The organism is Corynebacterium sp. AOP40-4SA-5, from assembly GCF_052377355.1.
Lineage (GTDB): Bacteria > Actinomycetota > Actinomycetes > Mycobacteriales > Mycobacteriaceae > Corynebacterium.
On the sequence record NZ_JBQSWS010000009.1, the window covers coordinates 14,918 to 33,074 of the forward strand.

Genomic DNA, 18,157 nt, shown 5'->3' on the forward strand with positions numbered 1-18,157 from the left:
CCGTATTTCACCGAGGTGTCCCCGGCATTGCGCTCCGCTCAGCCCACCGGCACCCACTCCGGGGGCACGTGCTGGGCGCGGTAGACGAGGAAGCTCTCGGTGTCGCTGCCGGGGGCGGCCGGTCCGGAGTAGGGGGACACGTACTCCCACACGATGCGTCCGCCCGGGGTGACGCGGAAGATCCGCCCGTGCATGCCTTCGGTGATCAACGTGGTGCCGTCGGGCAGGCGTTGGGCGTTGCTGACGAAGGCGCTGAAGAACTCCCACGGTTGGCGCCCGGAGTCCTCGGCGGTGTACTGCCACACGATCTGGCGGGTCAGCGGGTCGATCTCGAGCACGCGTGAGCCCGGGTAGATGCCCAACGCCGCCGGCGGGTACCCGGCGCCTCCCTGGTTGTCGAAGATGAGCAGGTTGCCGGCCCCGGGGAGTCCCTCGGCGATGAGGTGGGGATTGTGCTGCCCGGAGATCTGGTCCAGCGGGCGGGGGACGCTGCGGTGCAGGATGCGCTCGTGGTGGTCGCCGGGGGCGCTGTCGAAGTAGGGCCCGAGCCGCCACAGGATCCGGTCACCGCCGCCGGCCCGGTCGACGACGGCGACCACGTTCGCCTTGCGTGAGCTGATGATCACGTTGCCCGGGGTGAAGGGGGAGGCGGGGTCCCCGCCGTGCAGGTGGTTGGGGCCGATCACGTTGGCGGTGTTCAGCTCCGCGTAGCCCCACGGGGTGTCCGGATGCCGCCGGGCGCTCGCCCGCAGGTCCGCCAGGCCACGGTCGTCGAGTCCGAGTTCGTCGACGTGGTCGCCGAGCAGCCAGCGCCACACGGTGTTCCCCCCGGGGTCGACCTCGACGAGCCCCTGGTCGCCCACGGTGTCGGGGCCGAGAGCCTCCACGACCCGGGGGACGGTGACCAGGTAGAGCCGGTTGCCGTTGTCGAGCACCTGCCAGTCGTGGTTCTGCCGGGCGGCACCGCCGGGAGCCTGCGTGCCCCATTCCCAGCGCACCTCACCGTCCCACGAGACCTCGCCCACGGTGCGGTTCGGGTAGATGCCGCCGCGGTCCTCGGTGGCGGGGTCCAGGTGTGTGAGCTGCAGGCCGATCCGGCCCTTCTCCCCGCCGACGAGCGCGGGGTCGATCACGCGGGAAGGCACGCCGGGGTGGTCCCAGCTGCGCACGACCGTGCCCAGGTCGTCGATCAGGCGGGTCACGCCGTCGGGGGCGGCGAAGAGCACGTAGCCGTCGCCGGCGTAGGCGGGGTCGTGGACGGTCACTCCGGTGGTTCTGTGATGTGTCATGTGCCCGCAAGCTACACAGCGCGGGCAGCAGCGTGAATCGATTGGATCGTGGTGAGTGAAACGTTTCACACCCTGTCGGCCTGCCCCTACATTGGGCGGCGTCCCACCGGCAGACTGCAAGGAGAACGACCATGCCGAACACACCCCGGGGAACGCGCCGCCGCGTGACCCTGGCCGACGTCGCAGCCCACGCGGGCGCGTCCACCACGGCGGTGAGCTACGTGGTGAGCGGGAGCCCGCGCCCGGTGTCGGACGCCCTGCGCGCCCGTATCGAGGCCGCGCTCGTCGACCTCGACTACCGCCCCGACCGCACCGCACGCGCGCTGCGCACCGGCGCGGCCACCGCCATGCTCGGACTGCTCGTGCCCCACGTGACCATGCCCTTCTTCTCCCGCGTGGCCGACGCGGTCGAACGCGTGGCAGGACGTCACGACCACCTCGTGCTGTTCGCCAACACCGACTTCGACCCGGCGAAGGAGGCGGAGGCCGCGTCCCGGCTGATCGACGCGGGCGTCTCCGGCATCATCGTGCTGGGCGAGGGGGACGCCGCGGCGACCGAGGCGGTCTGTGTCGCGGCCCGGGTCCCGGTGGTGTGGGTGAACAACACCCGCGGCCTGGACAGTTCCGGTGTGCACGGCGGTGGTGTGGTCTCCGCCGACCATGTCCACGCCGGCGCGTTGGCGACCAGGCACGTCCTCGCCGCCGGCGCGACGCGTCCGGTCTTCGTGGGCGGGTTCACCGACGAGGAGACCGGAGGGGTGCGACGTGACACGGTGCAGCGTCGCTACGACGGGTTCCGCACGGCACTCGGCGCGCAGGACGCCGCGGCGTCGCGCATCCCCACCGACCTCACGGCCGCGGACGCCTACCGGGCCGTCACCGACCACCTTCAGGCGTCCGGCACCGGTGCGCCGGTGGCGGACGCCTTCGTCGTCGGTACCTACGGTCAGGCGGGGGCCGTCCTGCGGGCGCTGACGGACGCAGGACGCGACGTCCCCGTTGGAGTCCCCGGTGGCGTCTCCGTCGTCACCTTCGACGGCGGACCGGTGACCGGACACGAGTTCTTCCCGCTCACCAGCGTCCGGCAGGACCTGGACGCCGTGGCTTCCAACGCCCTGGCGCTCATCCGGGGAGCCGGACGGGCCGACGGCCCGCCCGCCCCCGTGCGCTTCACCCTGGAGCAGGGTGCGACGACGGTGGCCCCGGGAGGTGACCGGTGAGTACACGACACATCACCCGGCTCGTCCCCGCGGCGTGGTTCGCCGGTTCGCTGGCACTGTTCCTGCTGGCCTGGCAGCTCGCCGCGGTCGTCGTCGACGACCCACAGATGTTCCCCGGCCCGTCCACCGTCGCCGCGGCCGCACGGGGGCTGTACGCCCACGGCTACCTCGCCGACAACGTGGTGCCGTCACTGACCCGGGTCGTCGTCGGATTCGCGCTGGGCGCCGGGGCGGGCGTGGTCCTCGGACTCGCGACCGGAAGGATCGCCCTGGTCAGCAGGCTGCTCGGCCCGATTCTGGTGCTGCTGCGTCCGGTGCCCGCCATCGCGCTGGTACCGGTGGCGATCGTGTGGCTGGGCATCGGCGAGGAGTCGAAGTACGCCGTCATCGCCTACGCCGTGGGGCTGACCGTGTGGCTGAACACCCATGCCGGCGCGCTCGCGGTCCCGCAGACCTACCTGCGTGCCGCGACCTCCCTGGGGGTCGGACGGGTACGGCAGTTCCTGGTGGTCGTGCTGCCCGCGGCCTCCCCGTCGATCGTCACGGGACTGCGACTCGGTGCCTCGGTGGCGTTCATCAGCCTGATCGCCGCGGAACTGACCGGTGCGTCGTCCGGGATCGGCTTCCAGCTCCAGGAGTCCCGCCAGTACCTCGCCACCGACGCCATGTTCGTGGGACTGGTCACCCTCGGCGTGCTCGGCGCCGCGGTGGACCTGCTGATCAGCACGACCGGACGACAGCTGCTGCGGTGGGAGCGCTCATGAACGCCCCGGGAGCCGTGGAGATCACCGGAGTCTCGAAGCAGTTCACCGCGACCTCCGGACTCGCGGAGACGACACTGTCGCTGGCGCCGGGGTCCTTCCACAGCCTCGTGGGGCCCAGCGGGTGCGGCAAGTCCACGCTGCTGAACATCGCCGCCGGTTTCACCGCACCGGACGCCGGGCAGGTCACGCTCGACGGACGGGTGGTGCGCGGTGCCGGGGCGGACATCGGGGTGGTCTTCCAGCAGTACGCCCTGTTCCCCTGGCTGAGCGCCCGGGCCAACGTCGAGGTCGCGTTGCAGCCGCTGGTGCCGGGGCGTCGACACCGCCGGGCCGTCGCCGAGGAGTACCTGGACAGCGTACGTATGGCCGGGCACGCCGACAGCTACCCGTCCCGGCTCTCCGGGGGCATGCAGCAGCGTGTCGCCCTGGCACGGGCGCTCGCGGCGGAGCCAGCCCTGCTGCTGATGGACGAACCCTTCGGCGCCCTCGACGCCACGACCCGCCGCCACACCCAGGAACTGCTCACCTCGGTGTGGGCCGAGCGCAGGACCACGGTCCTGTTCGTCACCCACGACGTCGACGAGGCGTTGCTGCTCAGCGACACGGTGCACGTGATGTCCCCGTCCCCGGGGACCGTCGTGGCCGACCACGTCGTGACCACACCCCGCCCGCGTGACGCCACCAACCCCGGTGACGACCACGCCAGCCTGCGCAGGACGATCCTGCGCACCATCGACCACTCGGTCAGAGAGAACCTGAGGACACCATGCTGAACACGTCACCGCACCGGCCACGCCGGGCGCTTCTGGCCCTGGCCACCGTGGCCGCCCTGGCCTCCCTCGCAGCGACGTCCGCCTGCTCGGGCGGATCGCAGGACGACTCGCCGGACGGTGCCGACGTCTCACTCGGCTGGTCCGCGGGCTGGACGGCCCCGCAGATCGCCGTGGCGGGGGAGGAGGGCTACTGGCAGGACCACGGGCTCGACGTCGCCACGACCCCCTTCGACAGCGGCAGGGACGCCCTCGAGGCACTGCTCGGCGGGGGCGTCGACGCCGCCGTCCTCACCGAGTTCCCGCTGGCGGCAGCCGCGCTGCGCGACCAGGACGTGACCGCGGTCGCGGCGCTGAGCAGCTACGACAACTACCGGGTCATCGGGAACAGGAGTTCCGGTGTCGAGGACATCGGCTCGCTCGACGGCAAGAAGGTCGGGGTCACGCTGGGCACCAACATGAACTTCATCCTCGACGAACTGCTCGCCGAGAACGACGTCGACGCCGAGATCGTCAACATCGGGCCGGCGGACTTCGCCACCTCCCTGGCGAATGGCGACATCGACGCCGGGCTGATGTTCGACACCTTCTACGAGCCGACCCGTACGGCCCTCGGCGACGACTACGTGGAGATCGAGGTGCCGCCGGAGCTCTACACCGGCACCATGCTGCTGGTGGTCTCCGACACCCTGCTCCGCGAGGCGCCGGGGAAGGTGGACGGCCTGGTCGACGCCGTCGGTGACGCCACCGCCACGATCGCCGACGACCCGGAGGGTTCCCGCGCGATCCTGGCGGAGAGCCTCGTAGGATCCGGCGGCGACGGGGGCGGCGTTGTGGACGAGGCCACCGTGCGGGAGCGCTGGGACGAGTACGACTACGCCCCCTCGGACTCCTCCGCACTGCGCGACATGATGGTCAGGGAAGGCGAGTGGATCCGGGAGAGTGGTGGCTCGGACAGTGTTGGTCAGGAAGGTGGCGGCGAGGACGTGGGGGAGAAGGTGGACGGCGTCCTCGACCCCGGGAGGCTCTAGTTCAGGGGGTGGCATTACCCCCATTAATGTCACGGTCCGGTAACGATTGGTTATGCTTTGAGACGAGACACCGTAAACGGCATTTACTGCACACACCACGAAAGGTAGATTCTCATGGATCTCAGCATCGTCAGCTCCCTCGGCGACGGCATCTCCACCCTCCTGCACGGCCTCTGGCAGGGCTTCAAGCAGGTCCTGGACTCCGTCGGCGGATCCGCCGCGGGCATCGAGGGCACCATCGGCAGCGGCGAGCACAACCAGGACGTCTCCGGCTCCATCGCCGACGTCATCGGCAGCGCCGGCGGTTCCTCGAACTAGGTTCGCGCCGCCACCGCAGCGGGCAACCCCACAGGATGGTCACACCACCCTGTGGGGTTGCCCGCTGCGTAGGGGAGGCGCGGCGGCCACGCGTCCTGTCCTCTAAGACCCCTGCGACGCCCAGCGGAAGCCCCGGTTCAGCAGCCTCATCACCGCCCGGTACGCCCACGGCATGTTCACCTGCGCCCACCGGCCCACCCGGATTTCGACACTGGTGTAGACCATGTAGCGGCCCTTGCGCGTGCCGTCCACGATCCTGTCCGCGGCCTCGGCGGGGCTCGCGGCATGCCCCTGGAAGAGCTTCGTCACCTTCGCCACCCGCTTGGCGGACTTGTCCACCCCGTCGACGTCGATGGTGCGCACCAGCGGTGTGTCCACCGCACCCGGTACGGCCACGTGCACGCTCACCCCGTGCGGCGCCAGGTCGAAGCGCAGTACCTCGCACATGCCCAGCACCCCGCCCTTGGACGCGGCGTAGGCCGCGTGCCACGGCAGGCCGATGAAGCCGGCTGCGGAGGACACGCAGCACAAACGGCGTGGACGCGCGTGGCGTCCGGTACCGATCTTCCCTGCCTCGGCCATCGCCGGGACCAGCGCCTCGACCACGTGCACCGTACCCATCAGGTTCACGTCGATGACCTTGACCCACTTGTCGTGCGGCAGGGTGCGCGGATCGCCCCAGATCGCGATGCCGGCGACGTGGAACACCTCGTCCGGCGCGCCGAACTCCCCGGTGACCCGCGACGCCCACGCGCGCACCTCGTCGATGTCGGTGAGGTCGAGCACCTGGTCGTCGAGCAGGGCGCCGGGGCGGATGCCGGTGACGTCGCGCGCCGTGGCGTCCAACCCCGTCTCGTCCCGGTCGACCAGGGCCACCTCGTGGCCCTCGCGCGCCAGGCGCAACGCCACCTCGCGTCCTATCCCGGACGCTGCTCCGGTCACCACACACCGCATCGTCGGGCCTCCTGTGAAGTCGAGGGTTTCGGCTGCAAACCTACCGCCGAACCTACCGCCGAACCTACCGCAGCTCCAGACCCAGCACCGCGTTCTCCACCAGCTCGCTCAGCGAGGGGTGCGGCCAGTACTGCTTCGTGGCGAACTCCTGCAGGTCCAGGTCGAACTCGATGGCGGTGACCAGCAGCTGGATCAGCGTGGCGGCCTGCGGGCCCATGATGTGGGCGCCGAGGAGGCGGTGCGAGTCGGCGTCGGCGATGAGCTTGCAGAACCCGGTGGTGTCCTCCATCGCCCAGCCGTAGGCCACGTCGGAGTACTCCTGCACCTTCACCGTGACGGTACGGCCGTTGGCGGACGCCCAGGCGCGTGCCTCGTCCTCGCTCATGCCCACGTACCCGATCTGCGGGTGGGAGAAGATGCCGCCGGGCACGTTGTCGTGCTTGAACGCCTCGAGCCCGGCAGGATCGGCGGCAGGTGCAGCGACGTTGTGGAACACCGCGCGGGCCTCCTGGTTCGCCACGTGCTTGAGCTGCAGCTCGTTGGCGGCGTCGCCCAGCGCCCACACCCCGGCGGCGGACGTGCGCCCGTAGTCGTCGACGAGGATCCGTCCGTCCTCGGCCAGTTCCACACCGCCGGCCGACGCATTGAGCAGGTCGCCGTTCGGCACCCGGCCCTGGGCGAGGAGCAGCTCGTCGGCGGCGATCTCGCGGCCGTCGTCCAGCGTGAGGGTGACCAGGCCGCCGTCGGCGCGTGCGTCGGTGACGGTGCGTCCCAGCACGTTCGTCCACTGTGAGCCGGACGCCTCGGTGAAGCGCGAGGACACCGTCTCGTCGAAGCGGCGCAGCAGACGCTCGGAGCGGTTGACGACCGTCACGTCCACCCCCAGCGCGGAGAAGATGTGGGCGAACTCCACGGCGATGATCCCTCCGCCGAGGATCACCATCGTGCGCGGCAGGTTCTCCATGCGCATCACGTCGATGTTCGTGCGATAAGGAACGCCGGACGCCTCGATCACCGGCGGCACCCACGTGCGCGTGCCGGTCGCCAGGATTACCTGGTCGCCGGTGATCGTCCGGGCGTCCTGCCCCTCACCGATGCGCAGGGTGCGCTCGCCGGTGAAGGACGCGATATCGCTGAACAAGGTGATGTTCGGCGTCTCCTCGCCGCGGCGGTACTGCTCGCCGCCGCGGGAGATCGGGTCGATACGCCGACCGAAGACGCGCTCCTTCAGAGCCTCCCAGTCGACCCGCCAGCCGGCGACCGGTGCCGGGGCGTCCGCGGCACCGCCGACGGGGTAGAGGTTGTAGCGCGAGGCGTCCGACAGCTCGCGGGCGACGTCGGCGGCGTAGACGTACATCTTCGTCGGGATGCAGCCGACGTTGATGCAGGTCCCGCCGAAGATGCCTTTCTCCACGATGGCGATCCGGCGGTCGTTGAGCTCCTCGGGGATGGAGTTGCCCGAGCCGGTGCCCACGATGATCAGGTCGAAGTGTTCTGGAGTCTCAGTCATTCCCCCGATGGTACGCAGCGGCGCGTGACCGCTCCCGAGGACGCCTGCTTGTCTCGTGGATGTTGCGCGGATGGTGAGCGGATGTTGCGCGATCACCCTTCCAGGTAGGCGATCGGCCCGAAACCCTTCCTGGGCGGGCGACAATTTCACAGGTCCGCTACTCCGCTACTCCACAGGTCCGCTACTCCACAGGTCCGCTACTCCACGGTTCCGCTACTCCGCGGCGCCGGGGAGCCAGGCGTCCACCGCGGCGAAGGCGTCGGCGCGCACCGCGGGGGAGGACAGGAAGATGTCGTGCATCGCCCCGGGCACCACGCGCACCTCGCAGGACGGGTCGACCAGCGGTGCGGCGGCCACCATCTGCGCCGGACGCAGCACGGTGTCGGTCACGTACGAGCTCGGCTCCGGCACCTTCGCACCCGAACCGCCAGCCCCGCCGGACGCGCCGGACTTGTCCGCCACCATGCGGCCGGCGCCGTGCGCGTCGGAGCACAGCAGCAGCGTGGGCACCCCGGTGGAGAACCCGCCGGTGTGCAGCTTGTTGATCTCCTTGCTCACCCCGACCAGCCAGCTGACCTGCTTGGGACGCGGCGAGGTCGGCTTGTACTCCAGGTCGTAGTCCCACTCGCCGTTGCGCGAGACGTGCAGGCTGTAGCCGTAGCTGGGGTTGATGCCCCCGGGCACGTGCCACGTCGGCCAGATGCCGGAGACCAGCGGGAAGAGCCGTCGGATGATGAAGTTCGTCGCGGCGTCGAACTGCAGGTCCAGCCACGGGCTGTTGAGCACGACGGCGTCCACGCTGTCGTGCAGGACGCCGCGGGCGTGGTCGCCGAGACGGGAGGCGGCGTGCAGCCGGGCGACGAACATCGTCACGTCCAGCCCGCCGGTGGAGTGGCCCACCAGGGTGGTGCTGCCGTGGCCGGCACTGAGCATCGAGAGCGCCACGGCGAGGTCCTCGTCGTAGAGGGACTGCGAGCTCACGTGGTGCCAGGTCTGGCCCTCGCGGTGGGAGCGTCCGCACTTGCGCAGGTCGATGCCGTAGACGGCGTAGCCGAGCCCGTGGAAGTGTTCGGCGACGTGGGTCTGGATGAAGTAGTCGGTCATGCCGTGGACGAACAGCACCGCCGGACGCTCCCCCCATTCCGGTGTGTCCTGCGGGCGGTACCGGACGAGGGTGGCGCACACGGTGCCTGGTTCGCCCCCACGTCCGGCGGAGGTCTCCTCGTCCGGGTCGATCCCGAAATCGACGGTGTGGCGGGAGTACCCGTCGCCCAGGAGATCGGGCTCGAAGGCCAGTTCATGGACGCTTTGTCCGAGGGGCCGGGACAGGACGCTGGCGAGATTCTGGTGGCTGAGGGCGTTCACGGAAGGCAAGTCTAGTGCCCCTCGGGTGCGGCCCGTCGTGGCGTGCGGGGGCAGGACCGGTCCCGGCGCCGGCGGTGGGGGCGGGTTGTACGGGCGAGCGACCCGGGACGTATCATCGCACCATTGTGGACGCCGCGTGTGGTTTATGGGACTGCCCTTGGGGCGGCCCGGACGATCACCGGGTTGCGGCGAACAAGCAGCGATGAAAAGGATTGAGCTTAACGTGTCACCTTCCCAGAATGATCACGTCGACGTCGCCCTCATCGGCGCCGGTGTCATCTCCACCACCCTGTCCGTGATGCTGCGTCAGCTCCAGCCCGACTGGAGCCAGCTGATCATCGAGCGTATGGACGTCCCCGGGGCAGAGTCCTCCTCGCCGTGGAACAACGCCGGCACCGGCCACTCGGCCCTGTGCGAGCTCAACTACACGCCCGAGGTCAACGGCAAGATCGACATCTCCAAGGCCGTGGGCATCAACGAGAAGTTCCAGGCCTCCCGCCAGTTCTGGTCCTACCTCGTGGAGAACGGCACCCTGGGCGAGCCCAGCGAGTGGATCAACAAGACCCCGCACACCTCCTTCGGCCACGGCGCGGCACAGGTGGACTACATCAAGGCCCGCTACGAGGCCCTGAAGGACCACCCGCTGTTCCCGAACATGCACTACACCGACTCGGAGGAGGTCTTCTCCGAGAAGCTTCCGCTGATGGCCGACGGCCGTGACTTCCACGAGCCGGTCGCGATCTCCTGGACGGACGCCGGCACGGACATCAACTACGGTGCCCTGACCCGCCAGTACCTCGACGCCGTCACGGCCGAGGGCGTGGAGGTGCGCTACGGCAACGAGGTCACCAACATCACCCGCGAGGGCTCCGGCTGGAAGATCGCCGTGAAGAACCTGCACAACGGCGACAAGTCCACCGTGCACGCGAACTTCGTGTTCGTCGGCGCCGGCGGAATGGCCCTGCCGCTGCTGCAGAAGGCCGGCATCCCGGAGATCCGCGGCTACGCCGGTTTCCCGATCTCCGGCGAGTGGCTGCGCTGCACCAACGAGGAGCTCATCGAGCAGCACTCGGCGAAGGTGTACGGCAAGGCCGCCAAGGGTGCCCCGCCGATGTCGGTGCCGCACCTGGACACCCGCATCATCGACGGCAAGAAGGGCCTGCTGTTCGGCCCGTACGCCGGCTGGACGCCGAAGTTCCTGAAGAACGGTTCGCTGCTGGACCTGTTCAAGTCCCTGCGCCCGGGCAACATCCCGTCCTACCTGGGTGTCGCCGCCCAGGAGATGGGGCTCACGAAGTACCTCGTCGAGGAGCTGCTGAAGGACCAGGCCGCCCGCGTGGAGTCGCTGCGCGAGTACATGCCCAACGTCGACGGCAAGGACTGGGAGCTGGTCACCGCCGGTCAGCGCGTCCAGGTCATCAAGCCGATCGGTGCGCCGAAGTTCGGTTCCCTGGAGTTCGGTACCGCGCTGATCAACTCCGGTGACGGCTCGATCGCCGGCCTGATGGGTGCCTCCCCGGGCGCCTCCATCGCCCCCTCGGCGATGATCGAGGTGCTGGAGCGCTGCTTCGGCAACCGCATGGCCGACTGGGCGCCGAAGCTCAAGGAGATGATCCCCTCCTACGGCGGACGCATCTCCAAGGACACCGCGCTGTTCAACGAGCAGTGGGAGCGCAGCCAGAAGACCCTGAAGCTCGGCGACTAGCAGGGGACTAGACTGCACGACCATGAGTCTTGTGTTGACCGGTGTGCCGGTGCTCGTGGTGGACGGCCCGGACGCGGCCGTCACCGCCGAGCTGCTTCGTGACCAGGGGGCCGTCCCCACGGTGGGCCGTGCCGGGGACGTACCGGGGGACGCGCATTTCGCGCTGGTGCGCGTACCCGCGGCCACCGCGCAGGACGCAGCGTCCGACGCCGTCGCCTGGGCCGCCGCACACGGCGTCCCGGTGGACGACCGGCGGGAGGGGGAGACCACCGTCGCGAGTGCCTGCGCTTCGGGTACCGTCACGCTCGTCGGCGGTGGCCCGGGGGATGCCGACCTGGTCACCGTCGCCGGTGTGCGCGCGGTGCAGGAGGCCGACGTCGTCCTGGCCGACCACCTCGGCGCGGTGACGCTGGCCGAGGAGGCCGCCGAGCGCGGTGCGGAGGTCATCGACGTGGCCAAGATCCCGTACTCCCGCCAGGTCTCCCAGGACCGCATCAACGAGCTCATGGTCGAGCGCGCGCTGGCCGGTCACCGGGTGGTGCGTCTCAAGGGCGGGGACCCCTACATCTTCGGGCGTGGCCACGAGGAGGTGCAGGCCTGCGTGGACGCCGGTGTGCCCGTGCGGGTGATCCCCGGGGTGACCTCGGTGACCTCCGCGCCGGCGGCGGCCGGGCTCTCCCTGACCCACCGCGGCCTGAACCACGACGTCACGGTCGTGTCCGGCCACGTGCCGCCGGGGCACCCGAAGTCGCTGGTGAACTGGCCGGCGGTCGCGGGGCTGACCGGCACGCTGGTGCTGATCATGGCCGTGCGCAATGCCGGGGCGATCGCCGCGGAACTGGTGGCCCGCGGGCGCGACGCGTCAACGCCGGCGGTCGTGGTGGAGAACGCCTCGACCCCGCAGCAGCGCGCCACCACCGCGACCCTGGACACCCTGGGCTCGACCATCGAGGAGCAGGGACTCGGCTCGCCGGCGATCATCGTCGTCGGCGAGGCCGCGGCCCGGCGCATCGACGAAGCGGCGCAGTCCAGCTGATCCGCCGCACGGAAGTGTTACCACTCTCCGGCCGCGAGCGGTCACACCACCAGCGTCAGCGAGTCGGCCGGAGCCTTCCCGGCGCTGTTCGCCTGGTTGACCTCGACGGTCAGCCCGGCGTTGCGGGCGATCTCGGCGACACCCTCCACGTCCCCCGGGGTGGCCAGATCCACGTCCGCCGACGCCAGCTCGCGGGCCAGTAGCCCCTTGTAGTGCTTGTTGAAGTGGCTGACGACCTTGCGTGAGCCGTCCTCCCGCACGGACTCCACCCGCACCGTCACCGCACCGGGCAGGCGTCCGAGCTGGCGGTAGCCGCCGGAGCGCAGGTCCACCACCGTGCCGGGCACCTGCCGCAGCGCCTCGGTCACCGCCGAACCCCAGCGTGCCTTCATCGTCGGCGGCGTGGCCGGGGCGTCCTGCCCGTCGCGGGTCGGCAACTTCGTGCCGGACGAGAGCCGGTAGTGCGGCACCGGGTCGTCCGCGGAGAGCACACCGAAGAGCGCCGACCCCACCCCCAGGCGGGCCCTGGCGGGCACCGAAAGGGTGGTCACGTCGAGGGCGTCGTAGAGCACGCCGGTGTAGCGCCGGATGGCCGGGACGGTGGGGGCGGACAGCAGCCGGGTGTTGGCCTCCGCCTCGCCGCGCAGGGTCTCCGAAATACCGAGAACGTCCAGCGCAGCGTCCGGTTCCAGGGCGGAGAGGTCGGCGATGTTGCGGCGCCGGATCTCGTTCAGTGAGGGAAATGAGAGGGAGTCGAGATCCAGGGCCGGGCCGTCGCCACCGGACGCCTTCGTTTCGGACGGGGGGAGCAGGATAAACATGCGGTACACCCTAGCGATACACACATACTGCTTTGAACTAGAGTACCGGTCATGATCACCCGGATGTCGTCCCTTTTCCTGCGCACCCTGCGCGACGACCCTGCGGACGCAGAGGTCCCCAGCCACAAGCTTCTGGTGCGTGCCGGGTATATCCGCCGGGCGGCTCCGGGCGTGTACTCCTGGCTGCCGCTGGGCCTGCGGGTGCTGCGCAACGTGGAGAAGGTCGTCCGCGAGGAGATGGCCGCCATCGGCGCCCAGGAGATCAGCCTGCCGGCGCTGCTGCCGCGTGAGGCCTACGAGGCGTCGGGTCGCTGGGAGGAGTTCGGCAACTCGCTGTTCCGCCTCAAGGACCGCAAGGGGCAGGACTACCTGCTGGGCCCGACCCACGAGGAGCTGTTCACCTCGTTGGTGAAGGGGGAGTACAACTCCTACAAGGACTTCCCGGTCACCCTGTACCAGATCCAGAACAAGTACCGCGACGAGGAGCGTCCGCGTGCCGGCATCCTGCGCGGCCGTGAGTTCATCATGAAGGACTCCTACTCCTTCACCATGGATGATGAGGGCCTTGAGCAGGCCTACCAGGCGCACCGTCGCGCCTACCAGGCGGTCTTCGACCGGCTGGGCGTGGAGTACGCGATCTGTGCGGCCACGTCCGGCGCGATGGGTGGCTCGGCCTCCGAGGAGTTCCTGGCGATCTCCCCGAACGGCGAGGACACCTTCGTGCGCGCCACCGACGGCGACTACGCCGCCAACGTCGAGGCCGTCGTGACCCCGCACCCGCAGGAGCGTGAGGTGGACGGACTGCCCGAGGCCACGGTGTACGAGACGCCGGACGCCCCGACGATGGACTCGCTCGTGCAGTGGGCACGCACCGAGGGCATCACGGTCGACGGCCGGGAGGTGCAGCTCACCGACACGCTCAAGTGCCTGCTGGTCAAGGTCACCGAGCCCGGCGGCGAGCCGGAGCTCACCGGTGTCCTGCTGCCCGGTGACCGCGAGGCCGACATGAAGCGCCTGGAGGCCTCGCTGGAGCCGGCGACGGTGGAGCTCGCCGACGACAAGGACTTCGCCGCCAACCCCTTCCTGGCCAAGGGCTACGTCGGCCCGCGGGGCCTGGCGGACAACGACGTGCGCGTGCTCGCCGATCCGCGCATCGTGACCGGCACGTCCTGGATCACCGGGGCGGACAAGGCCAACCACCACGTGGTCAACATGGTCGCCGGACGCGACTTCACCCCGGACGGCTACGTCGAGGCCGCCAACGTGCGCGAGGGCGACGAGGCACCGGAGGGCATGGGCACGCTCACCCTGGAGCGCGGTATCGAGATCGGGCACATCTTCCAGCTCGGCCGCAAGTACACCGAGGCCTTCGACGTGCAGATCCTGGACGTCAACGGCAAGCGTTCGGTGCCCACGATGGGCTCCTACGGCCTGGGTGTCTCCCGGCTGATCGCGGTGCTCGCCGAGCAGATGCACGACGACAAGGGTCTGCGCTGGCCCAGCGAGGTCGCCCCCTACGACGTGCACGTGGTCATCGCCAACAAGGACGCCGCCGCCGGAGAGGCCGCCGAGAACCTGACCGCCAAGCTGGCAGAGGCCGGCCTGGAGGTGCTGTTCGACGACCGCCCGAAGGTCAGCCCCGGCGTGAAGTTCAAGGACGCCGAGCTGCTGGGCGTGCCCCTGGTGTTCGTGGTCGGCCGTGGTTTCGCCGAGGGCACCGTGGAACTGCGCAACCGGCTCACCGGCGACGTGGACAACATCGCCTACACCACCGCGGTGGACCTCTTCCTGGAGCGCCGCGGCTAGACGTCCTGCCCGTCCGGGCCCTCCCACCTTGAGCCCTCAGGTCGCTCGCGCGGCCCTGGGGCGACCTGTACGCTCAAGGTGCACACAGCACGCCACGAGTCGTGAGGAGGTGAGAGTCTCGGACAGGAATACGTCACACGTTTCCCGCCTCGCGGGGAGCCGGAAGATGGACCCGGAGCAGCTTCAGGAGCACCTGAAGCTACGCACCAGGGCCCGACGGATCCCCGACAAGAAGAAGCAGAACGAGCGAAGGGCCTGCCGGAACACCCGGCGGGCCCTTCCCGCGTCTGTGACCGCCTGTGCGGAGCCGCGACTACCGGGACCGCCTACTCGCCGCGCACGCTGACGTCGAGCGGATCCTGGCCCAGGGCGTCCTCCAGGGCGGCCTCCGCACGTGCGGACATGGCGCACAGGGTGGCGACCAGGGCACGGTCGGCGTCGTCGACCTCGTCCACGGCATCGCGCAGGGCGACCGTGACGGCGTGGACGGCCTCGAGCAGGGTGCCCGCGGCCGAGGAGGAGTCCGTGGGCGGGGTGAAGTCGTCCGGGGTGCTGTAGCCGACGTCGGCGGCGACCCCGGAGGCGCCGGTGAGCTCGTCGCGCACGGTGCGCATCCGGCTGGCCACGGTGGTGACCGTGGAGCGGTTGGACCCGGCGACCGGCAGTACCACGCCGGAGAGGTACACCGCCTGGTTGACCAGTTCGGTGGCCGGGGCCAGCGTCTGCGCGGTCTGCTCGGAGACCTCGCCGTCTTCACCGATACCGCCGAAGCCGAGGTCGAGGAGCTCCTGGTCGATGGCGCTGCCACCGGCGGTGGAGTCGTCGAGGGTGGCCAGTGCGGCGAAGAGCCCGGTGAGCAGGACGGCCCGGCCGCGTTCGGCGTCGTCGTCCGGGGCGGTGTCGCTGTCGGCGTCCTCGCGCTCGATGAGCCGCAGCATCAACTCACGGACGTCGTTGACGTCCGTCGCCTCCCCGGTGCTTCCCCCGGTCGGCTCACAGCCCTCGGGCGGCTGCCCGTCGCGGTCGGTGCCGCACAGCCGCACGATCTCGTCGTTGAGGGCGTCGACCTGTTCGGTGAAGATCGCCGTCCCCCCGGCGGCGTCGGTGCCCTCCAACTCGCCCAGCTGGGCCACGAGCGACTCCAGGCCCTGGTCGGGGCGGGGCGGTTCGCTGGAGCAGGCGGTCAGCGCGCCACCGGTGGCCCCGATGGCCAACGTCGCGGCGACGGCGACGACAGGTCGGACGAGGCGCCCGGGGTGTCGGGCGGGGGACGGGGTGGGATCGCTGGCGTGCACGGTCCCATAGTGCCATCCCGCACCGGTGATAGTCTTCACGGCATGGCTTTCCCTTCTGAACAGGACCTCGCCGAGGTCATCTCCCCGTTGGCCGCGCAGCTCGGCCTCGACCTCGAATCGATCACCGTGACCAGGGCGGGGGCGAAGTCGGCGGTGCGTGTCGCCGTCGACGCCGACGACCGTCCGGACCTCGACCAGCTCGAGGAGCTCAGTCGGGAGGTGTCGGCGGAGTTCGACGCGCGTGAGACGTCCGGCGCGCTGCGCTTCGGCCCGGGGTACACCTTCGAGGTGACCACCCCGGGACTGGACACGCCGCTGACGCAGCTGCGGCACTTCCGTCGCAACGTCGGACGCCTGGTGTCGGTGGGCGGTGAGGCCGCGCGCGTCGCCGCGGTGGAGCAGGAAGACGACACCGTGTGGCTGGTCCTGGACGGCGAGGGCAAGAAGGCCGCCCCCCGCGTCGAGCCCCGCGGATTGGCCTCGGTGGCCGGTGCTTTGGTAGAAGTTGAGTTTTCCGAGCCCCCGGCGGACCAACGTGAGCTGGTGGGCCTTGATCCCGAGAAGTACCGTGCGCTGCACGCGCAGAAGGACGACAAGTGAAAATTGACCTGAGTGCCCTGACCGCCCTGGAGAACATCGAGCACGTGCGCCGCAGCGCGTTGCTGGGGGCGATCTCCGCGGCCCTGCTGGACTCCTACCGGGAGCTGACCAAGGTGGACGGGCCGGCCCGTGTCGAGATCGACCGGACCGACGGCACCGTCACGGTGCTGCGTGTGGAGCGTGACGAGGACGGCAACGTCACCGGGCAGTTCGACGACACCCCGGAGGACTTCGGCCGGGCGGCGGCCAAGGCCGTGCGCGACGCGATCCGCGGGCAGATCAACATCGCCCGGGCGGACTCCACGTACACCCGCTACGCGGATCTGGAGGGCACGGTGGTCTCCGGTGTCGTCAACCGTGACGCCCGCGCCAACGACCGCGGCATCACCGTGGTCCACCTGGGTACCGAGGCCGACGGGCAGGACGGCCTGATCCTGGCCGCCGAGCACATGCCCGGCGAGAAGCTGGAGCACGGCGACCGGGTGAAGTGCTTCGTCACCGCGGTGAACAAGGGGCAGCGCGGGGTGCAGATCCTGCTGTCGCGCACGCACCCGGAGCTGGTGCGTGGCCTGTTCGCCCTCGAGGTCCCGGAGGTCGCCGACGGGTCGGTGGACATCACCGCGATCGCCCGTGAGGCCGGCCACCGCTCGAAGATCGCCGTGACCTCCACGGTCAACGGCCTCAACGCCAAGGGTGCCTGCATCGGCCCGCGCGGCCAGCGTGTCACCGCGATCATGGAGGCGCTCGGCGGGGAGAAGATCGACATCGTCGACCACTCCGACAAGCCGGACGTGTACGTGGGCAACGCCCTGGCACCGTCGAAGGTGGTGCGTGTGGACGTCACCGACCACGACATGCAGGTCGCCCGCGCGATCGTGCCGGACCACCAGCTGTCGCTGGCGATCGGCAAGGAGGGCCAGAACGCCCGCCTGGCCGCTCGGTTGACCGGCTGGAAGATCGACATCCGCCCCGAGTCCGACCCCGACGGCGGCGAGGAGGGCGACCGTGGCGTCCGGCAGGACCGTGCCGACAGTGCCGACAGTGCCGACCGTGACGCGGATGAGCAGAGCGGGAACCAGCCCGGCGACCCGGTGGCGCAGGTCTGACACGCCTGTAATTCAGCGTCCGCACAGGTGGGGGACGTGCGGGGCACCCCGTCGTCGTGGCGGTTGGCCCCGCGGGGCTGTCGCACGTTAGACTGTGTATCGGTCTGACGGCGAGGAGAATGGAGGTTGCACGTGTCTGATCGTGTCACCACCGCCTCGTCGGATGCGGGTCCCCAGCGGACCTGCATCGCCACCCGTGCCGTCCGTCCCGCGTCCGCGCTCCTGCGCTGTGTCGCGGTGAGGGACGTCACCGGTGGGGGAGAGGGCGCGACTCGTGTCGTGCCCGATCCCGGACGGCGCCTGCCGGGCCGTGGTGCGTGGATCACCGCGGACGTCAAGGCGTACGAGACCGCCGTACAGCGCCGGGCTTTTGTCCGGGCGCTGAAAGTGTCCGCCGACGTGGACACGACCCCTGTACTGGAGTTCCTGAACACCCGCCCCCGTGGTGGACGTGGGAACGTGCCGGGGCCGTCGACGGGTCGGCAGTCACCGCATCTGACCACCAGCCCGGTGGCCGAGAAGGAAAAGGAAACCGATTACTGATGAGCGCACGATGAAGCAGCATCA

17 protein-coding genes are annotated in these 18,157 nt (G+C 70.2%); 11 read left to right on the forward strand and 6 right to left on the reverse strand.

The window, feature by feature from the left end; translation table 11 throughout:
* Positions 1-38 precede the first annotated feature (38 nt).
* Complete coding sequence (locus ACT3S3_RS07170) at positions 39-1,289, reverse strand: aryl-sulfate sulfotransferase (RefSeq protein WP_444626510.1); 1,251 nt, start codon at positions 1,287-1,289, stop codon at positions 39-41.
* A gap of 131 nt (positions 1,290-1,420) precedes the next feature.
* On the opposite strand from ACT3S3_RS07170, the gene ACT3S3_RS07175 reads away from it, so the two are divergent.
* From ACT3S3_RS07175 to ACT3S3_RS07195, 5 genes are all read left to right on the forward strand, one after another.
* Positions 1,421-2,509 (forward strand): LacI family DNA-binding transcriptional regulator, encoded by a 1,089-nt coding sequence (locus ACT3S3_RS07175; protein WP_444626512.1) that lies wholly within the window; start codon positions 1,421-1,423, stop codon positions 2,507-2,509.
* Entirely contained in the window at positions 2,506-3,273 is a 768-nt protein-coding gene (locus ACT3S3_RS07180) for an ABC transporter permease (protein WP_444626514.1), read from the forward strand. The genes ACT3S3_RS07175 and ACT3S3_RS07180 overlap by 4 nt, the downstream gene beginning before the upstream one ends.
* On the forward strand, positions 3,270-4,046 hold the full coding sequence (locus ACT3S3_RS07185) for an ABC transporter ATP-binding protein (RefSeq protein ID WP_444626516.1): 777 nt from the start codon (positions 3,270-3,272) through the stop codon (positions 4,044-4,046). Before ACT3S3_RS07180 ends, ACT3S3_RS07185 begins: the two co-directional genes overlap by 4 nt.
* On the forward strand, positions 4,040-5,074 hold the full coding sequence (locus tag ACT3S3_RS07190) for an ABC transporter substrate-binding protein (protein WP_444626518.1): 1,035 nt from the start codon (positions 4,040-4,042) through the stop codon (positions 5,072-5,074). Before ACT3S3_RS07185 ends, ACT3S3_RS07190 begins: the two co-directional genes overlap by 7 nt.
* A gap of 114 nt (positions 5,075-5,188) precedes the next feature.
* Entirely contained in the window at positions 5,189-5,392 is a 204-nt protein-coding gene (locus tag ACT3S3_RS07195; RefSeq protein ID WP_301442902.1) for a hypothetical protein, read from the forward strand.
* A 102-nt stretch (positions 5,393-5,494) separates the two neighbouring features.
* Here ACT3S3_RS07195 and ACT3S3_RS07200 read toward each other — a convergent pair whose 3' ends face one another.
* The 3 genes from ACT3S3_RS07200 to ACT3S3_RS07210 all read right to left on the reverse strand — a co-directional run bounded on the left by ACT3S3_RS07200 (position 5,495) and on the right by ACT3S3_RS07210 (position 9,221).
* Positions 5,495-6,346 (reverse strand): SDR family oxidoreductase, encoded by an 852-nt coding sequence (locus tag ACT3S3_RS07200; RefSeq protein WP_444626520.1) that lies wholly within the window; start codon positions 6,344-6,346, stop codon positions 5,495-5,497.
* Between the two features lie 64 nt (positions 6,347-6,410).
* Positions 6,411-7,856, reverse strand: a complete 1,446-nt coding sequence (gene mtr / locus ACT3S3_RS07205) for a mycothione reductase (protein WP_444626521.1) — start codon at positions 7,854-7,856, stop codon at positions 6,411-6,413.
* Positions 7,857-8,069: 213 nt separating this feature from the next.
* On the reverse strand, positions 8,070-9,221 hold the full coding sequence (locus tag ACT3S3_RS07210; RefSeq protein ID WP_444626523.1) for an alpha/beta hydrolase: 1,152 nt from the start codon (positions 9,219-9,221) through the stop codon (positions 8,070-8,072).
* A gap of 202 nt (positions 9,222-9,423) precedes the next feature.
* Here ACT3S3_RS07210 and mqo point away from each other — a divergent pair, with 202 nt between their 5' ends.
* Together mqo and cobA are read left to right on the forward strand one after the other, a co-directional pair.
* On the forward strand, positions 9,424-10,926 hold the full coding sequence (mqo, locus tag ACT3S3_RS07215; RefSeq protein WP_444614701.1) for a malate dehydrogenase (quinone): 1,503 nt from the start codon (positions 9,424-9,426) through the stop codon (positions 10,924-10,926).
* 22 nt (positions 10,927-10,948) lie between these two features.
* Positions 10,949-11,962 (forward strand): uroporphyrinogen-III C-methyltransferase, encoded by a 1,014-nt coding sequence (gene cobA / locus ACT3S3_RS07220; protein WP_444626525.1) that lies wholly within the window; start codon positions 10,949-10,951, stop codon positions 11,960-11,962.
* Positions 11,963-12,003: 41 nt separating this feature from the next.
* On the opposite strand, the gene yaaA is transcribed toward cobA, so the two are convergent.
* Complete coding sequence (yaaA, locus tag ACT3S3_RS07225; RefSeq protein WP_301443742.1) at positions 12,004-12,783, reverse strand: peroxide stress protein YaaA; 780 nt, start codon at positions 12,781-12,783, stop codon at positions 12,004-12,006.
* 51 nt (positions 12,784-12,834) lie between these two features.
* On the opposite strand from yaaA, the gene ACT3S3_RS07230 reads away from it, so the two are divergent.
* A complete protein-coding gene (locus tag ACT3S3_RS07230) occupies positions 12,835-14,589 on the forward strand; it encodes a proline--tRNA ligase (RefSeq protein ID WP_301443741.1) in 1,755 nt (584 codons plus the stop codon).
* Positions 14,590-14,915: 326 nt separating this feature from the next.
* Here the strand turns inward: ACT3S3_RS07230 and ACT3S3_RS07235 are convergent, their stop codons facing one another.
* On the reverse strand, positions 14,916-15,884 hold the full coding sequence (locus ACT3S3_RS07235) for a hypothetical protein (protein ID WP_444626527.1): 969 nt from the start codon (positions 15,882-15,884) through the stop codon (positions 14,916-14,918).
* 42 nt (positions 15,885-15,926) lie between these two features.
* Here ACT3S3_RS07235 and rimP point away from each other — a divergent pair, with 42 nt between their 5' ends.
* The 3 genes from rimP to ACT3S3_RS07250 all read left to right on the forward strand — a co-directional run bounded on the left by rimP (position 15,927) and on the right by ACT3S3_RS07250 (position 18,133).
* The gene (gene rimP, locus ACT3S3_RS07240) at positions 15,927-16,484 is read left to right on the forward strand and encodes a ribosome maturation factor RimP (RefSeq protein WP_301444236.1); all 558 of its coding nucleotides are present in this window, start codon (positions 15,927-15,929) and stop codon (positions 16,482-16,484) included.
* A complete protein-coding gene (nusA, locus tag ACT3S3_RS07245; RefSeq protein WP_441578731.1) occupies positions 16,481-17,590 on the forward strand; it encodes a transcription termination factor NusA in 1,110 nt (369 codons plus the stop codon). The genes rimP and nusA overlap by 4 nt, the downstream gene beginning before the upstream one ends.
* A 132-nt stretch (positions 17,591-17,722) precedes the next feature.
* Positions 17,723-18,133, forward strand: coding sequence for a YlxR family protein (locus ACT3S3_RS07250; protein WP_367620333.1), 411 nt, complete (start codon positions 17,723-17,725; stop codon positions 18,131-18,133).
* Positions 18,134-18,157: the final 24 nt, after the last annotated feature.

Bases quoted from the DNA above. Each gene is read 5' to 3' on its own strand.
- ACT3S3_RS07170 (WP_444626510.1), bottom strand. From the start codon at position 1,289: ATGACACATCACAGAACCACCGGAGTGACCGTCCACGACCCCGCCTAC.
- ACT3S3_RS07175 (WP_444626512.1), top strand. From the start codon at position 1,421: ATGCCGAACACACCCCGGGGAACGCGCCGCCGCGTGACCCTGGCCGAC.
- ACT3S3_RS07185 (WP_444626516.1), top strand. From the start codon at position 3,270: ATGAACGCCCCGGGAGCCGTGGAGATCACCGGAGTCTCGAAGCAGTTC.
- ACT3S3_RS07190 (WP_444626518.1), top strand. From the start codon at position 4,040: ATGCTGAACACGTCACCGCACCGGCCACGCCGGGCGCTTCTGGCCCTG.
- ACT3S3_RS07195 (WP_301442902.1), top strand. From the start codon at position 5,189: ATGGATCTCAGCATCGTCAGCTCCCTCGGCGACGGCATCTCCACCCTC.
- ACT3S3_RS07200 (WP_444626520.1), bottom strand. From the start codon at position 6,346: ATGCGGTGTGTGGTGACCGGAGCAGCGTCCGGGATAGGACGCGAGGTG.
- mtr (WP_444626521.1), bottom strand. From the start codon at position 7,856: ATGACTGAGACTCCAGAACACTTCGACCTGATCATCGTGGGCACCGGC.
- mqo (WP_444614701.1), top strand. From the start codon at position 9,424: ATGAAAAGGATTGAGCTTAACGTGTCACCTTCCCAGAATGATCACGTC.
- cobA (WP_444626525.1), top strand. From the start codon at position 10,949: ATGAGTCTTGTGTTGACCGGTGTGCCGGTGCTCGTGGTGGACGGCCCG.
- yaaA (WP_301443742.1), bottom strand. From the start codon at position 12,783: ATGTTTATCCTGCTCCCCCCGTCCGAAACGAAGGCGTCCGGTGGCGAC.
- ACT3S3_RS07230 (WP_301443741.1), top strand. From the start codon at position 12,835: ATGATCACCCGGATGTCGTCCCTTTTCCTGCGCACCCTGCGCGACGAC.
- rimP (WP_301444236.1), top strand. From the start codon at position 15,927: ATGGCTTTCCCTTCTGAACAGGACCTCGCCGAGGTCATCTCCCCGTTG.